Source organism: Mesoplasma melaleucae (assembly GCF_002804105.1).
Lineage (GTDB): Bacteria > Bacillota_I > Bacilli_A > Mycoplasmatales > Mycoplasmataceae > Mesoplasma > Mesoplasma melaleucae.
The window spans coordinates 273,480-292,535 of sequence record NZ_CP024964.1 but is presented as its reverse complement, the minus strand read 5'-3'; the positions used below and the strand labels follow the sequence as shown (position 1 = coordinate 292,535).

The 19,056-nt window shown below is 27.5% G+C and carries 15 protein-coding genes; all 15 read left to right on the top strand.

Annotated features, from left to right (window positions below; all coding sequences use genetic code 4):
* The first annotated feature begins 23 nt into the window (after positions 1 to 23).
* The 15 genes from EMELA_RS01435 to EMELA_RS01365 all read left to right on the top strand — a co-directional run bounded on the left by EMELA_RS01435 (position 24) and on the right by EMELA_RS01365 (position 19,047).
* Complete coding sequence (locus tag EMELA_RS01435) at positions 24 to 1,670, top strand: DAK2 domain-containing protein (RefSeq protein ID WP_028124422.1); 1,647 nt, start codon at positions 24 to 26, stop codon at positions 1,668 to 1,670.
* A 63-nt stretch (positions 1,671 to 1,733) separates the two neighbouring features.
* Positions 1,734 to 2,729 (top strand): phosphate acyltransferase PlsX, encoded by a 996-nt coding sequence (plsX, locus tag EMELA_RS01430; RefSeq protein WP_028124421.1) that lies wholly within the window; start codon positions 1,734 to 1,736, stop codon positions 2,727 to 2,729.
* A gap of 11 nt (positions 2,730 to 2,740) precedes the next feature.
* Positions 2,741 to 3,442: a ribonuclease III gene (gene rnc / locus EMELA_RS01425; protein WP_028124420.1), complete on the top strand. Its 702-nt coding sequence runs from the start codon at positions 2,741 to 2,743 to the stop codon at positions 3,440 to 3,442.
* Positions 3,443 to 3,587: 145 nt separating this feature from the next.
* Positions 3,588 to 6,575: an AAA family ATPase gene (locus tag EMELA_RS01420; protein ID WP_028124419.1), complete on the top strand. Its 2,988-nt coding sequence runs from the start codon at positions 3,588 to 3,590 to the stop codon at positions 6,573 to 6,575.
* 99 nt (positions 6,576 to 6,674) lie between these two features.
* Positions 6,675 to 7,802 (top strand): phosphate ABC transporter substrate-binding protein, encoded by a 1,128-nt coding sequence (gene ptsS, locus EMELA_RS01415; protein ID WP_028124418.1) that lies wholly within the window; start codon positions 6,675 to 6,677, stop codon positions 7,800 to 7,802.
* Between the two features lie 42 nt (positions 7,803 to 7,844).
* Complete coding sequence (gene pstA, locus EMELA_RS01410) at positions 7,845 to 9,998, top strand: phosphate ABC transporter permease PstA (RefSeq protein WP_028124417.1); 2,154 nt, start codon at positions 7,845 to 7,847, stop codon at positions 9,996 to 9,998.
* Complete coding sequence (pstB, locus tag EMELA_RS01405; protein ID WP_100608954.1) at positions 9,991 to 10,851, top strand: phosphate ABC transporter ATP-binding protein PstB; 861 nt, start codon at positions 9,991 to 9,993, stop codon at positions 10,849 to 10,851. The genes pstA and pstB overlap by 8 nt, the downstream gene beginning before the upstream one ends.
* Positions 10,852 to 10,854: 3 nt before the next feature.
* Positions 10,855 to 11,541: a phosphate signaling complex protein PhoU gene (phoU, locus tag EMELA_RS01400; protein WP_028124415.1), complete on the top strand. Its 687-nt coding sequence runs from the start codon at positions 10,855 to 10,857 to the stop codon at positions 11,539 to 11,541.
* Positions 11,542 to 11,619: 78 nt separating this feature from the next.
* Complete coding sequence (gene ftsY / locus EMELA_RS01395) at positions 11,620 to 12,723, top strand: signal recognition particle-docking protein FtsY (RefSeq protein WP_028124414.1); 1,104 nt, start codon at positions 11,620 to 11,622, stop codon at positions 12,721 to 12,723.
* Positions 12,716 to 13,042, top strand: a complete 327-nt coding sequence (gene ylxM, locus EMELA_RS01390) for a YlxM family DNA-binding protein (RefSeq protein WP_028124413.1) — start codon at positions 12,716 to 12,718, stop codon at positions 13,040 to 13,042. Before ftsY ends, ylxM begins: the two co-directional genes overlap by 8 nt.
* Entirely contained in the window at positions 13,042 to 13,806 is a 765-nt protein-coding gene (locus EMELA_RS01385) for a TIGR00282 family metallophosphoesterase (RefSeq protein WP_028124412.1), read from the top strand. The genes ylxM and EMELA_RS01385 overlap by 1 nt, the downstream gene beginning before the upstream one ends.
* Positions 13,807 to 13,891: 85 nt before the next feature.
* Complete coding sequence (gene metK / locus EMELA_RS01380; protein ID WP_028124411.1) at positions 13,892 to 15,025, top strand: methionine adenosyltransferase; 1,134 nt, start codon at positions 13,892 to 13,894, stop codon at positions 15,023 to 15,025.
* Positions 15,026 to 15,096: 71 nt separating this feature from the next.
* Entirely contained in the window at positions 15,097 to 16,995 is a 1,899-nt protein-coding gene (locus tag EMELA_RS01375) for a M13 family metallopeptidase (RefSeq protein WP_028124410.1), read from the top strand.
* Between the two features lie 80 nt (positions 16,996 to 17,075).
* Entirely contained in the window at positions 17,076 to 18,404 is a 1,329-nt protein-coding gene (gene trmFO / locus EMELA_RS01370) for a methylenetetrahydrofolate--tRNA-(uracil(54)-C(5))-methyltransferase (FADH(2)-oxidizing) TrmFO (RefSeq protein ID WP_028124409.1), read from the top strand.
* A complete protein-coding gene (locus EMELA_RS01365; RefSeq protein ID WP_034971212.1) occupies positions 18,397 to 19,047 on the top strand; it encodes a uracil-DNA glycosylase in 651 nt (216 codons plus the stop codon). The genes trmFO and EMELA_RS01365 overlap by 8 nt, the downstream gene beginning before the upstream one ends.
* Positions 19,048 to 19,056 lie beyond the last annotated feature (9 nt).

Sequence of the window (19,056 nt, the reverse complement as noted above, 5' to 3'; positions counted from 1 at the left end):
AAAGTAATAGGTGAAGGAATACAATGGAAAAATTAATATTAATTAAAGATGCAATGACGAGTGCAGTAAACAATTTATACAACAATTATCCACATATTGATAAGCTAAACGTTTTTCCTGTTCCAGATGGTGACACAGGTACAAACATGAACTTAACTGCAACAAATGGATATAACGATGTTAAAGATATAGAATTTAAAACTATAGGTGAATTTTTAAATGTATTTGCTAGAGGTTTAATCATGGGAGCTAGAGGTAACTCTGGTGTTATTTTTTCTCAAATTGTTAAAGGTTTAGCAAAAGGAATGAATGATGCAACTGAATTAAGTGCAGCAGAATGAAAAAAAGGATTTGCAGAATCTAAAATTATTGCATATAGAGCTGTTATGAAACCTGTTGAAGGAACTATTTTAACAGTGATCAGAGAAGTAGCAGAGCAATCTGATTTATTACCTGATGATATGGATATTAAAGAATTTTGAAATAAGATAATTTCTATTGCTAATCAAACACTTGAAAATACTCCTAACTTGCTACAAGCCTTAAAAGATGTAGGGGTTGTTGACTCAGGAGCATATGGACTAGTTAAATTCCTAGAAGGAATGAACTCAGTAATACAATTAAACGAAATTATTGCAAAAACAGATAAGCTTGAAATTAACGAAGGTGGAAACATAGAAATGGAAATTGAGGCTGAATTTGGTTACTGTACTGAAGGAATTGTAATGTTAAATCAAGAATGAATTGATAAATTACAAACTAGTGCGATTAAAGATCAATTACAAATTTATGGTAATACTTCAATCGTTGTTGTTATTGATGAAGATATTTTAAAAGTTCATACTCATGCTTTAAGTCCAGGACAAGTTTTAATGTTCTTACAACAATATGGTGATTTTAAAACTATTAAAGTTGATAACATGAATTTACAAGCTGATAAACAAGTTAAAGGAACTGAAGGTTCATCATGACAAGAAACAACAACTATTAAACTTGAAAGAAGACTTAATAATGAATATGCAACTATTGCAGTTGTTTCTTCACCTGAAATGAAAAAATACTTTGAAAAAGAACTTGGAATTGATATTGCAATTGATGGAGGTTCAAAAATGAACCCATCAACAAATGATTTCTTAAAAGCAATCGAAGATGTTGATGCTAAAACAGTTTACTTAATGCCAAACAATGGAAACGTGCTATTGGCAGCTAAACAAGCTGAAAAAGAAGAAACTAAATCAAAAATTATTGTAATACCAACAAAAACAATTCAACAAGGTATGACCGCAGCATTATCTTTTGATCCATCTGCAACAACAGTAAAAAATACAAAAGCAATTACATCAGCTATTAAAAACGTGGTTTCATTCCAAGTTTCACAAGCTGCAAAAGATTCTGTTGTTAATCAAATTAAAATTAAAAAAGACCAACAAATGGCTATTGTTGATGGAAAAATTGTTGGAACAGCAAATGATATAGGTATTTTATTTGAAAAACAATTATCAAGATTTATTACAAATAAAACAGAAATTATCACTATTTTCATTGGGCAAGATGCATCAGCAAAAAGTGTTAGTCAATTAAGAAAGTTTTTAGACGAAAATTTTGACGTTGAATATGAAATTATTGAAGGTGGGCAAAAAGTTTACAGTTTCATAATTGCAGTAGAATAATTTGTTAAAACACCATTTTGGTGTTTTAATTTTATAAAATTAAAACAAGGTAGGTATTTAGAAATGTATAAAGTAGCGTTTGATGTAATGGGAGCTGACAATGGAAGTTTAGTTGCAGTAGAAGCAGCAAGCAAATTCATTAAAACAAGAAAAGATTTATATCTTGTTTTTGTTGGTAACAAAAATGAAATTGAATCAGGCCTAAAAAAATTTTCAATTGATGAGTCAAGATATGAAATTTTAGAAACATCTGAGTTTATTGATATGAATGGTTCAATCATGGACATTAGAAGAAAAAGAGATTCTTCAATGGTAAGATCTTTAGAATTATTAAAAGACAAAAAAGTTGATGCAATGATAACTGGTGGTAACTCTGCTGCCTTTATTGCAGGTTCACACTTTATTTTAGGTGAGTTGCCAGGTATAGCAAGACCTGGATTTATGCCAACACTTCCAACAGCTGTAGATAATAAATTAACTTTATTACTTGATGTAGGAGCAAATTTAGAAGCTGATATTGAAGATATCATTGGTTATGCAAAAATGGCTAATATATACTCAAAAAGTGTTTTAAAAGTTAAAAATCCAGTTATTGCACAATTAAACATTGGAGAAGAAAAATCTAAAGGAACATTATTACAAAAAGAAATTTACAAAGAATTAGAAGCAAATGAAGAAATCAACTTCTTTGGAAACCTTGAAGCAAGAGATATCTTAGCAGGTAAGGTTGATATCATCGTAACTGATGGTTATACAGGTAACATGTCTTTAAAAGCATTTGAAGGTGCTTCAAAAATCTTAATGAATGAAATTAAAGCACAATTGTATAAAACAATTTTTACAAAACTTAAAGCTTTAACACTAAAAAAATCATTTAATAATGTTTCAAAAAAATTTGATTACAAAAATCATTCAGGAGCAATTCTTTTAGGTGTAGATGGTATTGCATTTAAAGCACACGGATCTAGTGATGTTAAATCATTTGAAGCAACATTAAGAATGACTTGTAATGCAATTGAAAACGATGTATTAAACAAAATTAAAAAAGGAATTAATTAAATATGACAAATATGACAATGCATGAGTTTTTTAAACAATTTGGAATTAAAATTAATGATTCAAAAATTTTTGATATAGCCGTAACTCATAATTCATATGCAAATGAAAATAAGATAAATGAAACATATCAAAGATTAGAGTTCTTAGGTGATGCTGTTTTACAAATGTATGTTTCTAAATTTCTTTATCTAAACTTTACAAAAGCAAACGAAGGTAAATTAACTAAAACAAGATCTGATGTTGTTCGCCAAGAAACATTAAGTGAAGTTGCTAAAATGATTAATTTAGGACCAATAATAAGACTGGGGGAAGGCGAAATTAAATCAAAAGGTTATGAAAAACCTTCAATTTTATCTGATGTGTATGAAGCAGTAACTGCAGCAATTTATTTAGACCAAACAGAAGAAGTTTTAATTGAGTGAATTAAAGCAACAATTCTTAAATACCTTGATAAAAATGACTATAAAGAATTAAATCATGATTTTAAATCAGAATTACAAGAAATTATTCAAGCAGAAGTAAGAAGTGATTTAGAATATAAAGTTGAAAGCCAAATTCATATCGAAAAAGAAAATAAAATTAAATACACTGTTAGTGTTAATTTAGACGGAAAAAAATATGGAGTTGGTAAAGGATATTCAAAACAAGAAGCATCTCAAAATGCAGCTAAAGATTGTTTAAATAAATTAAAAAAACCAACTAAAGTAAACTAAGAAAAAGCAACCTAAAAGTCTGCTTTTTTAATACCAAAATCTAATCCATTATACATAGTATAAAATGGTTTAAAAATAAACAATTTAGGTTGATTTTTGATATAATATTATTAGTTATTATATTTTATAAAGGAGCCATTAATCTATGTTATTTTTAAGACAAATTAGAGCCGTTGGATTTAAATCATTTGCAGAACCTACAACTTTAAACTTTACAAAAGAAATGATTGGAGTTGTTGGACCTAATGGATCAGGTAAATCAAACATTACAGATTCAATCAGATGAGCTTTAGGAGAACAATCAACTAAATCATTACGTGGTTCAAATATGGATGATATTGTTTTTTCAGGAAGTGTAGATAAACCAGCAGCTGATTTTGCAGAAGTTACTTTAGTTTTTGATAACCAAAGAGATATTTTTTCAACAATCAAAACAGATATTGTTGAAATTACAAGAAGATTTAATAAAAAAACTCGTAATAGTGATTTCTTTATTAACGGTGAAAAATGTAAATTAAGAGATATTCAAGATGTTGCTTTAGAAACAGGATTAACTAAATCAAGTATTGCGATTATTTCTCAAGGAACTATTTCAACATTTGCAGAAGCTAAACCAGATGCAAGAAGAGAAATATTTGATGAAGCAGCAGGATTAGCTAAATACAAAAAAAGAAAATTAGAAGCTTTAAAACAATTGGCAAAAACAACTGAAAACTTAACAAGAATTAGTGATATTAAAACAACACTAGAAAAAAGACTACCAAGAGAAAAAGAAAAAGCTGAAAAAGCTGCTAAGTACAAAGATAAGATTGAAGAACTACAAAAAATTGAGTTAACAATTTTAGCAAGTGATGCTTTAAGATTTGAAACAGAATTATCATCATTAAGAGATAAAAGACGTCAATTAGATATTGAAGTACAAAAATTAGCAAATGACATTAACTTATCACAAGATGAACTTGATGTAATTTTATTTAAAACTGGTGATGCTGATAAAGAAATAACTCAATTGAACTTAAACTTCCAAAAAATTGTTGAAAGAATTGCAAACTTAAAAGCTCAAAAACAACAAGTTGAAGCAAGAGAAAACTCACAAAACGTTAATGAGAATGTTGATGATATTAAAGCAAGAGCTATTAAAAAGGAATTTGATGAAAAATCAATTTCATTAAATAGTGAAAAGGATTTAGTATCAAGTTTTGAAAGACAAGAAATTGATTTAAAAAGAAGATATGACGAAGTTAATGACCAATTTAAAACTTTCCATATGCAATCACAAGAAATTGAATCAGAAAAAAATAAATTACAATATCGCTTAGAAGAACTTGAACATAAACAAAATACTAATAACTTAAACCCAATGTCTGGTGCTAAAGCAATTATTGATAATGAAAAAAGATTATCAGGAATTGTTGGTACTGTTGGATCATTAATTGATGTAAAAGAAGAGCACCAAATTGCGATTTCATTAATTACCGGAAATCATTTACAATCAGTTGTTTTCAAAACAAGTGAAGATGCTAAAAAAGGAATTGAATTCTTAAAAAATCAAAGATTAGGTAGAGTAAATGCTTTACCAATTGATACATTAAATCCTTCACCAATTGCTGGATCACAAAGAGACTTAATTAAAAGAGCGCCAGGGTTCGTTGGATTTGCAAATGAATTAGTTGAAATTGAAGAAAATTGTCAAGTAGTTCTAGATTACATTTATGGAACAACAATTATAACTAGAAACTTTGATGATGCAACTAGACTTGGAAAAAGTATTAACTTCCGTTATGGAATAGTTTCATTGGATGGACAAAGAGTTCTTCCAAGAGGAGCTATGAGTGGGGGTTCTGTAAACAAAGCATCAAATATTTTTGCTGCTAAAAAAGTTGATGAATCATTTGACTCAGAAGCAATTAAAACAAAAATTACTACTTTGGATAAAATCTTTGTTGAAAAACAAAAAACATTTAATGATTTAAAAGAAGTAAGAGAAAAATTAATTGATGATATTAACCAAATAGCTTCAAATATTAGAATTAGTAAAAACTCAATTAACATTCTTGATTCATCATTAATAGATTTATCAGATAACTATAAAATTATTACTGGTAAAGATCTATTAAATAATCAAGCATCTTCATCATTTGATGAATCAGAATCAATTAGATTAGCAAGAGAAATTGCTAAACTTGAAACTGAAAGAAATGAAATTTCAATTAAAGTTAACGGTTTATCAGAATCAAAAACTAAAACAACTGATCGTCAACATGAGTTAAATAAAGAAAATAAAGAAAAACGTGAAATTCTAAATAATTGAAAAGATGAATTAGCAAACGTTAAATCAGATTTAAATATTTTAGAATCAACAAACATTCAAATTCTAAAAAGATTATCTGAAGGCTACAACTTATCATTAGATTCAATTAGAGAAATACATTTTGATGAAATTGAAAACCCAGAAGAAACAAGAACAAGAATTCAAGAATTAACAATTGAATTAAAATCAATTGGTGAAGTTTCTATGGATGCAATTCAAGAATATGAAGAAACTAAAAAAGAATTCGATTACTATGTTACTAACTTAAACGAAGTTCAAGAATCAGCAGATAAATTGAATGAAATCATTTTAAATATTGATATTGAAATGAAAACTCAATTCAAACGTATTGTTGATGATGTAAATGCTGCATTACCAGAAGCGTTCCAAAAATTATTCAATGGTGGTACAGCTCGTTTAATTTACACAAACCCAGATGATATTTTAGAAACTGGAATTGATATTGAAGTTAATCCACCAGGTAAGAAAATTACTAACTTGAACCTATTGAGTGGGGGAGAAAAATCATTGGTTGCATTATCAGTACTATTCTCAATCTTAAAAGTGAGACCATTACCACTAGTTATTCTTGATGAAGCAGAAGCGCCATTAGATCCAGCAAACGTTACAAGATTTGCTCGTTATGTAAGAGACTTTGTTGAAAACACACAATTCATTATTGTTACTCACCGTGAAGGAACAATGGAAAACTGTGACATCTTATATGGTGTAACTATGGAAACAAAAGGAATTACAAAAATTGTTCAATTAGCTTTAGATATTGATAAAATCAAGAAATTAATCAACAAAAATAAAAAATAAGTAAAAAAGTCATGTAAATCATGGTTTTTTTTATTTTTTTAAAAATAATGCTAATGTTGTTATAATAATATTAATTATTTCTAAAATAGGAGAAAAACCATGAGCAAGAAATTCTTTTTAGTAATGGTTATAGTCGTTGGTGCTATTATCGGTTTATGATCATGAACTTTAGTTGCACCAAACAATTCTATAAGTATTGGTGGTAGCGCCAGTGTTCAACCATTATTAAAAAAACTTACTGATAAGTACAAAACTGAGGATGGTAAAAAATTTGTTTATTCTGCAACAGGTTCTGGAGCTGGAATAACTAACGTTCAAGAAGGTGTATACGAAATAGGTTTTATATCAAAAGATGTTAAACCGTCTGATTGAAAATCAAATCTAATAAAAGAAAACACAACTATATTTAATAATTTAAAAACTGAAGACATCAAGAATTCAGAATGATATTGAAATCAGCTAAAAGAAACTAATCAAAATGGTGCAATTGAGGATACATATAGATACATAGAGTTTGCAAAGGATTCAATTGTATTTGTATACAATGATAAAGGCACAGGATTTGATCAATTCTTAGAACAATCAAATTTAACATTCAAATTTGAAATTGATAATGGAAAATTTGTTAAAGATCAAACAAGTTATAAGATTCTTAACGCAATATATTCACCAGATTCTCAAAATAATTTAATATCATGAAATAAATTGGCTATTATGCTTGCAGAAAATTATTCAGATAATGATCAACAAAAAGAAGCTAATATAAAATTAGCTAATCAATTAGTTTCAAGTAAAACTAAAATTACACCTTACTCATCAACAAGTGGATCAGGTACTAGATCATCATTTTTCAATTTAACAGGTATTGAGCCAGGAAGCGCTGTTAAAGAATACGGAGCAAATGGAACAATTTATGGTCAAATTGAAAAATCACCAGGTTCTATAGGTTTTGTTTCAATGTTATATGGTTCAGCTGAGTCTAAAACAGTCAAATCTGTAAAAATAGAACAAGATAAAGTAATTTGAGATCCAAGTAGTGGTAGTTCAAATTTAAGTACATATCCTTTAACAAGACCATTTATAGGAATTTACAAATATAGCAGTGCTAATGAAAAATTAATGCACCAAATAGCTAACTTTTTATTTTGAATGGCAACAAGTGAAGATGTCAAAGATTTTTATAAATCTGTTGGACTAACCCAATATGTTGTAAATGAAATAAAATAAATCCAAACTTAATCTCTATATAAGTTAGAAAGGGGCATAGTTATGTTTCTTAGAAAAAGTAATAATGAAAGTTCATTTAAAACAAAAACTTTTAAACCCAAGCAAAACTTCAATGCAAAATTATTTAAATCAATTGTTTATTCATTAACTTTGGCTGTTTTAGCTATTTTAGTAATCTTGGTAGCTTTTGTTATTTTAAAATCAAATCGTGTTTTTAAAGAGGTGGGATTTTGAAGCTTCTTAACAGGAACTAGTTGAAAACCAGGGAAAAATGGTGCTGAAACAGCTCATTATGGAATTGGATTAATCATTATAATGACAATCGTATTATTAGCAATTGCTATGTTATTTGCAATTCCATTAACTATCTTTTCAACTTTATTTATATCAGAATATCTTTCAGTAAGTATGCAAAAAAAAGTCTTAACTGTTTTTAAACTTTTAGCCAGTGTTCCTTCTGTTGTGTTTGGTTTATTTGCAAGAGATCAAATAGGAGCCTTATTTCAGTTAATGGGAGCGCCAAATAATGATAACCTAATGGTTGCAGCAATAACTATGACTTTTATGGCTGCACCAACAATGATAATTTTAAGTTATAATGCTGTTCAATCAGTTCCTGACAGTTATAGACTGGGAAGTTTAGGTTTAGGAATTTCAAAAGAACAAACAACATTTAAAATTATTAGAAAATCTGCAAATGCTAAAATTATTTCAGCTGTTATTCTAGGTATGGCTAGAGTTATTGGAGAAACAATGGCAATTATGATGATTGCTGGGAACTCGACTGGTGGTTTTATAAAAAATAGTGGGATCAGTGGTATCTTATTCTCATCAATCAGAACATTAGCAGCTACAATTGGTCTTGAAATGACTGAAAATAGTGGTTCAACTCATCAATCAGCACTTTTCGCTATTGGTTTAATTTTATTCATGTTAGTATTTATCATTAATATTATAATTTTATTCATGTCTAAGGTTGACAACATAAAATACTCAAGACGAATCAAAAGAGAAGAAAAAAGAAATAAACATAGTAATATAGAACAAAAAAATAATGTTTCTAAGTATGTATATGATAATAATGTATTAGGAATGATGGTTCATAATAGAACAGAAAATAAGTTATTTAAAAAACTTTATTCATGAATGATGTTAGTTTTAATGTGATTATCAACAGCAATTGTAATTTCATTTACATTTTGAATTTTAGGTGATGTTGTAATTAGAGGATTAATTGGTTTAGCTGATCCGATTGCCTTTATTCATATTGACACTGAAAATAAAACTGGTGGAGGAATATTTGCTGCCTTACTTACAACCATATTATTAGTTATATGTACATTAATCTTTGCAATTCCATTTGCACTTGCAGCAGCAGTTTATTTAAATGAATATGCAAATCCAAATTCAATTTTTACTAAATCATTTAGATTTGGAATCAGTTTACTTGCTTCAACTCCATCAATTGTATTTGGAATCTTTGGTTTATCAATATTTATTGTTTTACTAGGATTACCATTTAGTATTCTTGCAGCCGCATTAACGATGACTGTGGTTGTCTTACCAATGTTAATCACAAACTTTGAAGACGCGTTACAACAAGTGCCTCATCAATACCGAGAAGCTGGATCAGGTTTAGGTTTATCAAAAATTCAAACTTTATTTAAAATCATTTTACCAAACGCAATGGAAGGAATTATTACTGGAGTAATCTTAGCCATGGCAAAAATTATTGGAGAATCAGCCCCAATCTACTTAACATTAGGAACTGATATTCAAATGCCAAGTCAAATATTCCTATCACAAGGAACAACATTAACAACAGGAATTTATATGATGGTTGCTGAAGGAATTCCTGGTCTTGGTGAAAATACAATATATTTAATGGCTTTAATTACTATTATTTTAATTATTGTGTTGAACTTCACATCAGGTACCATATCTTCATTATTGGTAACAAAAGCAAAAGAAATTAAAGCAAGAACAAAATTTAAAGCTAAAACAGCAAAAGAAAAATATAAAGCGAGAGTTAAAAAACTTAAACCTTCATTTAGATTTAGAATTATGAAATTAAAGAGTAAAATGAGAAATAATGAAATAACTTATTTTAAAAATACAAAAGTATCTTATGTAGCTTGAAAAAAACGTAAAAAAGAATATAGAAAGTTAAAAAAAGGAGTGGTAGATCATGAGTAACACAATCAAAAAAGATGAAACCATTAAAGGTTTAGATTTAAATAAAAATATTAAAGAAGATAAACCAAATAAATTACCAGCGTTATCAAAAAGAGCTGATGTAATTAAAATATCTGATTTTAACTTCTTTTATAAAGGCAAAAAACAAGTATTATTTGATATCAACATAGATATTAAAGAAAATTCTATTACAACATTTATTGGACCATCAGGTTGTGGTAAATCAACATTATTGAAATCAATTAATAGAATGAATGATTTAATTAGTGGTTCAAGTATTGAAGGATCAATTAAAGTATTTGATGAAGAGATATACAAGTCAGGAACAGATGTTTCAAAATTAAGAACAGAAGTTGGAATGGTATTCCAAAAAGCTAACCCATTCCCATTATCAATTTATGATAATGTTGTATATGGTCCAAAAACTCAAGGTGTCAGAAATAAAAAAATCTTAAATCAAATTTGTGAGGATTCATTAAGAAAAGCTGCATTATGAGATGAAGTTAAAGACAAATTAGAAACTGCAGCACTTGGGCTTTCTGGTGGTCAACAACAAAGATTATGTATCGCAAGAGCAATTGCAATGCATCCAAAAATTTTATTGATGGATGAACCAACATCTGCATTAGACCCAATTGCTACATTAAAAGTTGAAGAATTAGTTTTAGAACTTAAAAAAGAATATACAATTATTATGGTTACTCATTCACTACAACAAGCAACAAGAATTAGTGATATGACTGCTTATTTTTTAAAAGGTGAATTAATAGAGTATAATACAACTAAGAAAATATTTATTAATCCAAAAGATTCAAGAACAGAGGATTACATTTCAGGAAGGTATGGTGATTAGAATATGGCAGTAAATAAAATTTTAGATAACGATATTAGACAGCTAAGAAACATGCTTGAAAATATGATTTCTGAAACCAAAGTTCAATTTGCTGAAGCATTTGAAGTTATTACTAATAATAATGTTGAAGGTGCAGCAATGATTGTTGAACATGACAAAATCATTAACGATAAGTTAAATGAATTTACCTCAACAGCACTCTGAAAAATTGCAAAACAACAATTAGTGTCACGCGATTTAAGACTTGCTGTTGGTGGAATCTTGTTAGCAAGAGAAATTGAGATTATTGCTGATTATTCTAAAAGATTATGTATCTTTTTCTCAAAGTTTAAACCAACAAAAAAATATACAACATCAATCTTAAATTTATTTCAATTAGTAATTGATATGTTAGATAGTTTCTCAGAATTATTCTTAAACTTTGATACTAACTTAGTAGTTAAAGTTATAGAACTTGAATCACAAATTAATAAAGAATTTGAAGATTTATATGCATACTTAGTTAAAGCATTAAAAAAGTCTGAAACAAATGAAGAAATGATAGAAATATCAGAAGCAATGAAACAAGCAAAAAATCTTGAAAGAGCTGGAGATCATTTATTAACAGTTCAAGAAATTGTTTCATTTATTAGAACTGGTAGATTTGAAGAAACTTCTGAAATTTACGAAAATTTAAAAACATTAATGTAATAAATTAAATTCTGCTCATGCGGAATTTTTTTATTTGTATAATTTGATAAAATAATAATTGTAGATAAGAGGTACATCATGGGTTTTTGAAATAAGTTAAAAGAAAAAATATCAGGAAATACATGAGTAAAAGAAACAAATGTACAACAAGATATTAAATCAGAAGCTGTTCAAGAAAAAAAACAATTATCTGATAAAGAAATTGCTAAAAAACAAAAGCAAAAAGTTAAAAAAGAAAAAGCTGAAAAAGCAATTGCTAAATCAGCTTTAGATTTTTCAAAAGATATTAAAAAACTTTCAAAAAAATATAAAAAAATGGATGATGACTTTTTTGATGAATTAGAAGAAGTATTAATTAAAACTGACATGGGAATGAAAATGGTTTTAAAAATTTCAAATAACATTAGAAGAAAAGTTAAAAATACTACTGACGCTACTGAATTTAGAGAAATTCTTGCAGAAGAAATTTATGACATCTACACAGATGGTTCTAAAAAAGTTGAAGAATTAAATTTTGAAGATGGAAGATTAAACGTTTTTATGGTTATTGGTGTTAATGGAACTGGTAAAACGACATCTTTATCAAAAATAGCAAATTACTATGCTGAACAAAATAAAAAAGTTTTAATTGCAGCAGCTGATACTTTTAGAGCAGGAGCAATTGAACAATTAGAAGAATGGGTTGATAAAAGACTTGATAACAAAGTTGATTTAGTTAAAGGTAAAAAACAAAATCAAGATCCTGCAAGTGTTGTTTTTGATGCTTTAGAAAAAGCAAAAGCAGAAAACTATGATTTATTATTAATTGATACAGCAGGAAGACTTCAAAATAAAGTTAACTTAATGAAAGAGTTAGAAAAAATGCATCAAATAGTTCATAAATTTGATAAAAAAGCACCACATGAACTTTTATTAGTTATTGATGCAACAACTGGTCAAAATGGAGTTATGCAAGCGCAAGAATTTAATGAAGTAGCAAATGTAACTGGAATTGTTTTAACTAAAATGGATGGAACTAGCAAAGGTGGAATTGCTTTATCAATTAAAGATCAATTAAATATCCCTGTTAAATTAGTTGGGGTTGGAGAAAAGGTTGATGACATTGAAAAATTTGATGTTGATCAATATGTTTATAGTTTAGTTGTTGGTTTCATGGAAGATCAGGATCAAGATAATGAGTAAAATAACATTAGAAAAAACATTAGAATTATCTTCATTATTTTATTTATACAAAAATTTATTAACACAAAAACAAGTAGAATATTTTGAATTATATTTTGAAGAAGATTTAAGCTTTCAAGAAATTGCTGATCAATTAGAAATTTCAAAAGCTGCTGCGCATGATGCAATTAATAAAATTATTAAATTATTAAATCATTTAGAAGAAAAATTAGGTTTGAATAAACATAAAGCACAAATAACAAAAGTTGTGGAATCACATGCTGACTCAAAAAATGAAGAGGTTTTAGAACTTATAGAACAATTGAAAGAGGTTATCTAATGAAAGTACTTATGATTGGTGATATCTTTGCCAAACCAGGTAGAGAAATATTTAAAAAAAATATTGAATATTTAATTAAAGATAATGAAATTGATTTTGTTGTGGTTAATGGTGAAAATACAACACATGGAAAATCTATTTCAAAAGATCATTATGATTTTTATAAAGATAATTATGTTGATGTAATTACTAGTGGTAATCATATTTTTAAAAATCCTGAAGTACTTCAATATATTGATAAAACACCTGATTTGTTAAAACCTTTAAATATGTACAAGTCACCTGGAAATGGATATGTAATTACTGAAAAGAATAATAAAAAAATATGTGTTTTAAACTTGATCGGAAATACTTTTATGGATCCATCAAATAGTGTTTATGAAACAATGGATGATTTTTTATCATTAAAACTGAAATATGACATTCTATTAATTGATTTTCATGCTGAAACAACAGCTGAAAAAATAGCATTTGCTTTAAACTACGATGGAATCATTACAGGTTTTGTTGGAACTCATACTCATGTACCAACAGCTGATGAAAGACTTTTACCTAATGGGACAGCATTTATCACTGATTTAGGTATGACTGGAGTAATTAGTTCTGTAATTGGAATTGAACCAGCAGATGCAATTTATAAACAAAAAACAGGATTAGTAAGACGTTTTCAACCAGCAACTGGTAAAGCGCAATTAAACGCTGTTATTATTGAAATTGATGAAAAAACTAATAAAGCAATAAGCATTAAAAGAATAAGTATTTAAAAGCAAATTATTTGTTTTTTTAATTCAGATTTCACAATAGATTTTGTATAATTTATATTGATATAGCAGAAGGAGAAATACAAAAATGAGAAAATTATTTACTAGCGAAAGTGTTTCAGAAGGTCATCCAGACAAAATATGTGATCAGATATCTGATGCGATATTGGATGAAGTTTTGAAACAAGACTCAAACGCTAAGGTAGCCTGCGAAACATTTGTTACCACAAACTATTTGCTAATCGGAGGGCAGATAACTACAACTGCTACTGTTGATTATGAAAAAATTGCACGTGATATATTAAGAAAAATTGGATATAACAATGATGCATATGGTATCAATGCTGATACATGTCAAATTGATATTAAAATTGAACAACAATCAGCTGATATTGCTTTAGGAATTGATTTAGATACTGAAGTAATTGGTGCTGGTGATCAAGGAATTATGTTTGGTTATGCTACAAACGAATCAAAAACTTTCTTGCCTTTAGCTATTACTGTTTCACATGAATTAGTTTATTTAGCTTCAAAGTTAAAAAAAGAAGGAAAATTCAAATGAGCAAGACCTGATATGAAATCTCAAGTAACAATTGATTACACAGATGAAGCTAATCCAAAAATTGACACAATATTGATGTCAATTCAACACGATGATGAAATGGTTGAAGCAGAATTTAAAAAATTCATTAAAATTGAAATTATGGATGTTGTAGCTAAAGAGTTTGGACTTAATACTGATTTCAAAGTATTAATTAATCCAACAGGCAGATTTGTTATTGGTGGACCACAAGGTGATACTGGATTAACAGGAAGAAAAATTATTGTTGATACATATGGAGGATACTCACGTCATGGTGGAGGAGCCTTTTCAGGTAAAGATGCAACAAAAGTTGATCGAAGTGCTGCTTACATGGCTAGATATGCTGCTAAAAATTTAGTAGCAGCTGGTTTAGCTGATAAAATTGAAATTCAAGTATCATATGCCATAGCTAAACCAGAACCAGTTTCAATATTTATTGAAACATTTGGAACTGAAAAAGTTGATAAACAAGTTATTGAAAAAGCTTTAAATGATAATTTTGATTTCTCAGTAAATAAAATCATTAAAAAACTAGATTTAAGAAAACCAGTCTTTTTAAAAACAGCAACTTATGGACACTTTGGAAAAGATGAATTCACTTGAGAACAATTAGACAAAGCTGAAATAATTAAAAAATAAAATCAAACACTTTCATTGAAGTGTTTTTTTATTGTAAAATAATAACTAATAATTTAAAAAGGAGAAATACTATGACAAAAATTAAACCACAAGATAATTTCTATGAATCAGTTAATAAAGAATGAATAAACACAAATGAATTGCCTGATGGATATGCATCATGAGGCAATTTTGAAATGCTACAAAAAAAATCAACAGATGATATTAAAGCAATTATTAATGATGTTGTTGCATCAAGTGATTTAGATAAATATAGTAAAATGATTGTTAACTTACGTGCAAACTATTTAAATGACAATGCAAGAAATGAACAAGGTATTAAACCAATCTTACCAATTTTAGCTAAAATCAAAGGCTTAAACAGTAAAGCAGACTTAACAAACTTATTTGTTGAATTATACAAAGAATGAGGTATTTCATTCTTCCACTCAAAAGGTGTTGATTCAGATTTTAAAGAGAGTAATTTAAGAGCATTGGTGATTGATTCAATGAGTTTAGGAATGTCAGATAGAGATTTTTATGAAACATCTCATCCAAGACATGAAGAAATCAAAAAAGCATATAAAGAATATATTGAAAATGTTATTAAACTTTCAGAATTAGCATTATCAACAAGTGAAGTATTTGCCTTAATTTATGATTTTGAAGAAAAGATTTCAAAATCAATGTTAAAAAAAGAAGAATTACGTGAACCAGAAAACATTTACAACATTGTAACAATTGAAGAATTAAATAAAATTTGCCCAATCATTGATTGAAAAATATATTTAAACAAAACTGGTTATGATAAAGCAGCTAAAATTATTTTAACTGAACCAAAATTCTTTGAAAAATTAAATGAAATGCTTAATGAAATTAGTCTTGAAGACTTAAAAGACATTATGTTATTTAAGGTTGCAAGTTCTTATTCAAAAATTCTTTCAATTTCTTTATATGAAAATGGATTTAAATACGCATCAGTATTTAGCGGTGTTAAAAAAATGAAACCTATCGAAGATAGAGTTGTTGAATTTGTTGATGGAACACTTGGTGAACTAATTTCAAAAGAGTATGTTAAACGTCATTTCTCACCTAATGCAAAAGAAGATGTACTTAAAATGGTGCATGATTTATTAAAAGTTTATGAAACAAGAATTAAAGCATTAGATTGAATGTCAGAAACAACTAAAACAAAAGCAATTGAAAAATTAAATTCATTTACAATCAAAATTGGTTATCCAGATAAATGAGAAAATTTAGATGATGTTGAAATCTTAAGTTATGAAGAAGACGGAAGTCTATTTGATAATATGTTAAGTTTATCAAAACACTACATTAATAAAGAATTAAAAGAAATTAACTTACCAGTTGATAAATCAAAATGATACATGGATGCGCAAACAGTTAATGCATATTATAATCCAACATCAAATGAAATTTGTTTCCCTGCAGGGATTTTACAAAAACCATTCTATGATGTAAATCAATCACATGCTGCAAACCTTGGTGGAATTGGAGCTGTTATTGGTCATGAAGTAAGTCACGGGTTTGATGATGAAGGAAGTAAGTTTGATAAAAACGGAAACTTTGAAAATTGATGAACTGAAAAAGATAATGAACAATATAAACTAAGAACTCAAAAAGTTGTTGATCAATATAATGAATATCAAATTAATGGTTCACATGTTAATGGTAAATTAACACTTGGAGAAAACATTGGAGACTTAAGTGGAGTTGCTGCTGCATTAGATATATGTAAAGCACAAAGCCCTGAAGGATTAAAAGACTTCTTTACTAACTATGCTTTAGTTTGAAGAAGAAAAGCAACTGATGAACAAAAAAATACAAGATTATTAATTGATCCACATTCACCTGAAGAATTTAGATGTAATGGAGTTTTAGTTAACATAAATGAATTCCATGAAGTTTATGAAACTAAACCTGGTGATGGAATGTATAAACCAAAAGAAGAAAGAACTAAAGTTTGATAATAAATTACTTAAACCATCCTTAAAGATGGTTTTTTTATTGTTTTAACTTATAATTTTATATAGTAGTAAAAGGTGAGAACATGCAAAAAGAAGTAAATATTATTGGAGCTGGACTTGCTGGATGTGAAGCAGCTTATTTATTAGCAAACAATGGAGTAAAAGTTAATTTATATGAAGTTAAAAGTTTAATTAAAAACGATATTCAAAAAACAAACGATTTAGCTGAATTAGTTTGTTCAAATACATTAAGAAGTAAATCAAAAAAGAATGCCGCTGGTATTTTAAAAAATGAAATGCAAATGTTGAATTCATTAGTCATTCAAGCAGCATATGAAAATCAAATTCCAGGAGATGATGCATTAAGTGTTGATCGCTTTGGATTTAGTAAATCTATTACTGAAAAAATTAAACAACATAAAAACATTACTTTGGTTGATAAAGAAGTAACAGAAATTGATTACACAAAAGTTACAATCATAGCTTCTGGTCCTTTAACAACCGAAAAGCTTGGACAAAACATTGAATATATTACAGGAAATGAAAAATTATTCTTTTTAGATGCATCTGCCCCAATAATTACTAAGGATAGTATTGATTTTAAGCATGTTTATTGAGCAAGTAGACATAATGATGGTAAAGATGGTAAATATATTTGCATTCCGCTTAATGAAGAGCAATTTAATACATTTGTTGAAGAATTAAGAAATGCAGAAACTGTTAAATTAAAATCATTTGAAAAGGAAATTTATTTTAGAGGTTGCCAACCAATCGAACAAATTGCTAAAACAAGTAAAAAGGTTTTACTAAATGGTCCGTTATCACCAAATAATTTAATCAATGAAAATAATCAAACACCATATGCTGTGGTGCAACTACGCCAAGATGATGCAATTGATTCACTTTATAATTTTGTTGGTTTTCAAACAAATATTAAATGACCAGAACAAAAAAGAATTCTACAAACTTTACCAGGTTTAGTAAATTTAAATATTGTTAGATATGGAGTTATGCATAAAAACTATTATATTAATTCACCAAAATTATTAAATAGAGCACAGCAAGTAAAGAGAAATAAAAATATCTTTTTTGCAGGTCAAATCACTGGTGTTGAAGGATATATTGAATCAGCAAGTAGTGGAATTCTGGCAGGGATAAATCTTTTGGCTTATTTAAATAATATAAAAATAGAACAACCATCAAGAAAAACAATGTTAGGAGCTTTAAACTTTTATATAACAAATCCCAAACATGAAACATTAAAACCAATGAAATGCAATTTAGGAATTTTAGATCAACAAAATAAAAATGCTAAATCTGAATTTTATTCATTTGAAGAATCAGCAAAAGAAATGCAAGCATTTATTAAAAGAATTAATAACTTTGTGAAATTAGGTGAAATTAATGAATAAACAATGAAAAGAATTTTTAAGCAATAACGCTTTAAACGAAAAAATTGATCAAACAATTAATTTAGCTTATACACAAACTGATGTAGTATATCCAAAAAAAGAAGATTGTTTGCGTTTATTTGATTTGATTAATCCACAGGATGTAAAAGTAGTTATTATTGGTCAAGATCCTTATCATAATCCAAAACAAGCAAATGGAATTGCATTTAGTGCAAGTAATGAAATTAAAACACCTAAAAGCTTAATTAATATTTTTAAAGAATTAGATAGTGATTTAAATATTAATCATTATCAAAATAATGATTTAAGTGGTTGAGTAAAACAAGGTGTACTATTAATCAATACTTGTTGAACAGTAATTGAAAACAACCCAGGTAGTCATGCCAAATTAGGATGACAAGCAATTGTGAGTGACATTCTAAATACTTTAAATAAATCTAATCCAAATATTGTTTACTGTTTATGAGGAAACTATGCAAAAGGTATTTATGAAAACTTAGAGTATAAAACTAATAATGTAATTAGTTCAGCTCATCCATCACCTTTTAGCTATTTAAAAAGTTTTAAAGATACAAAACCTTTTTCAAAAATAAATGCAATTTTGCTTAATAATAAATTATCACCAATTGATTGGTCTAAATAATGTAAAATA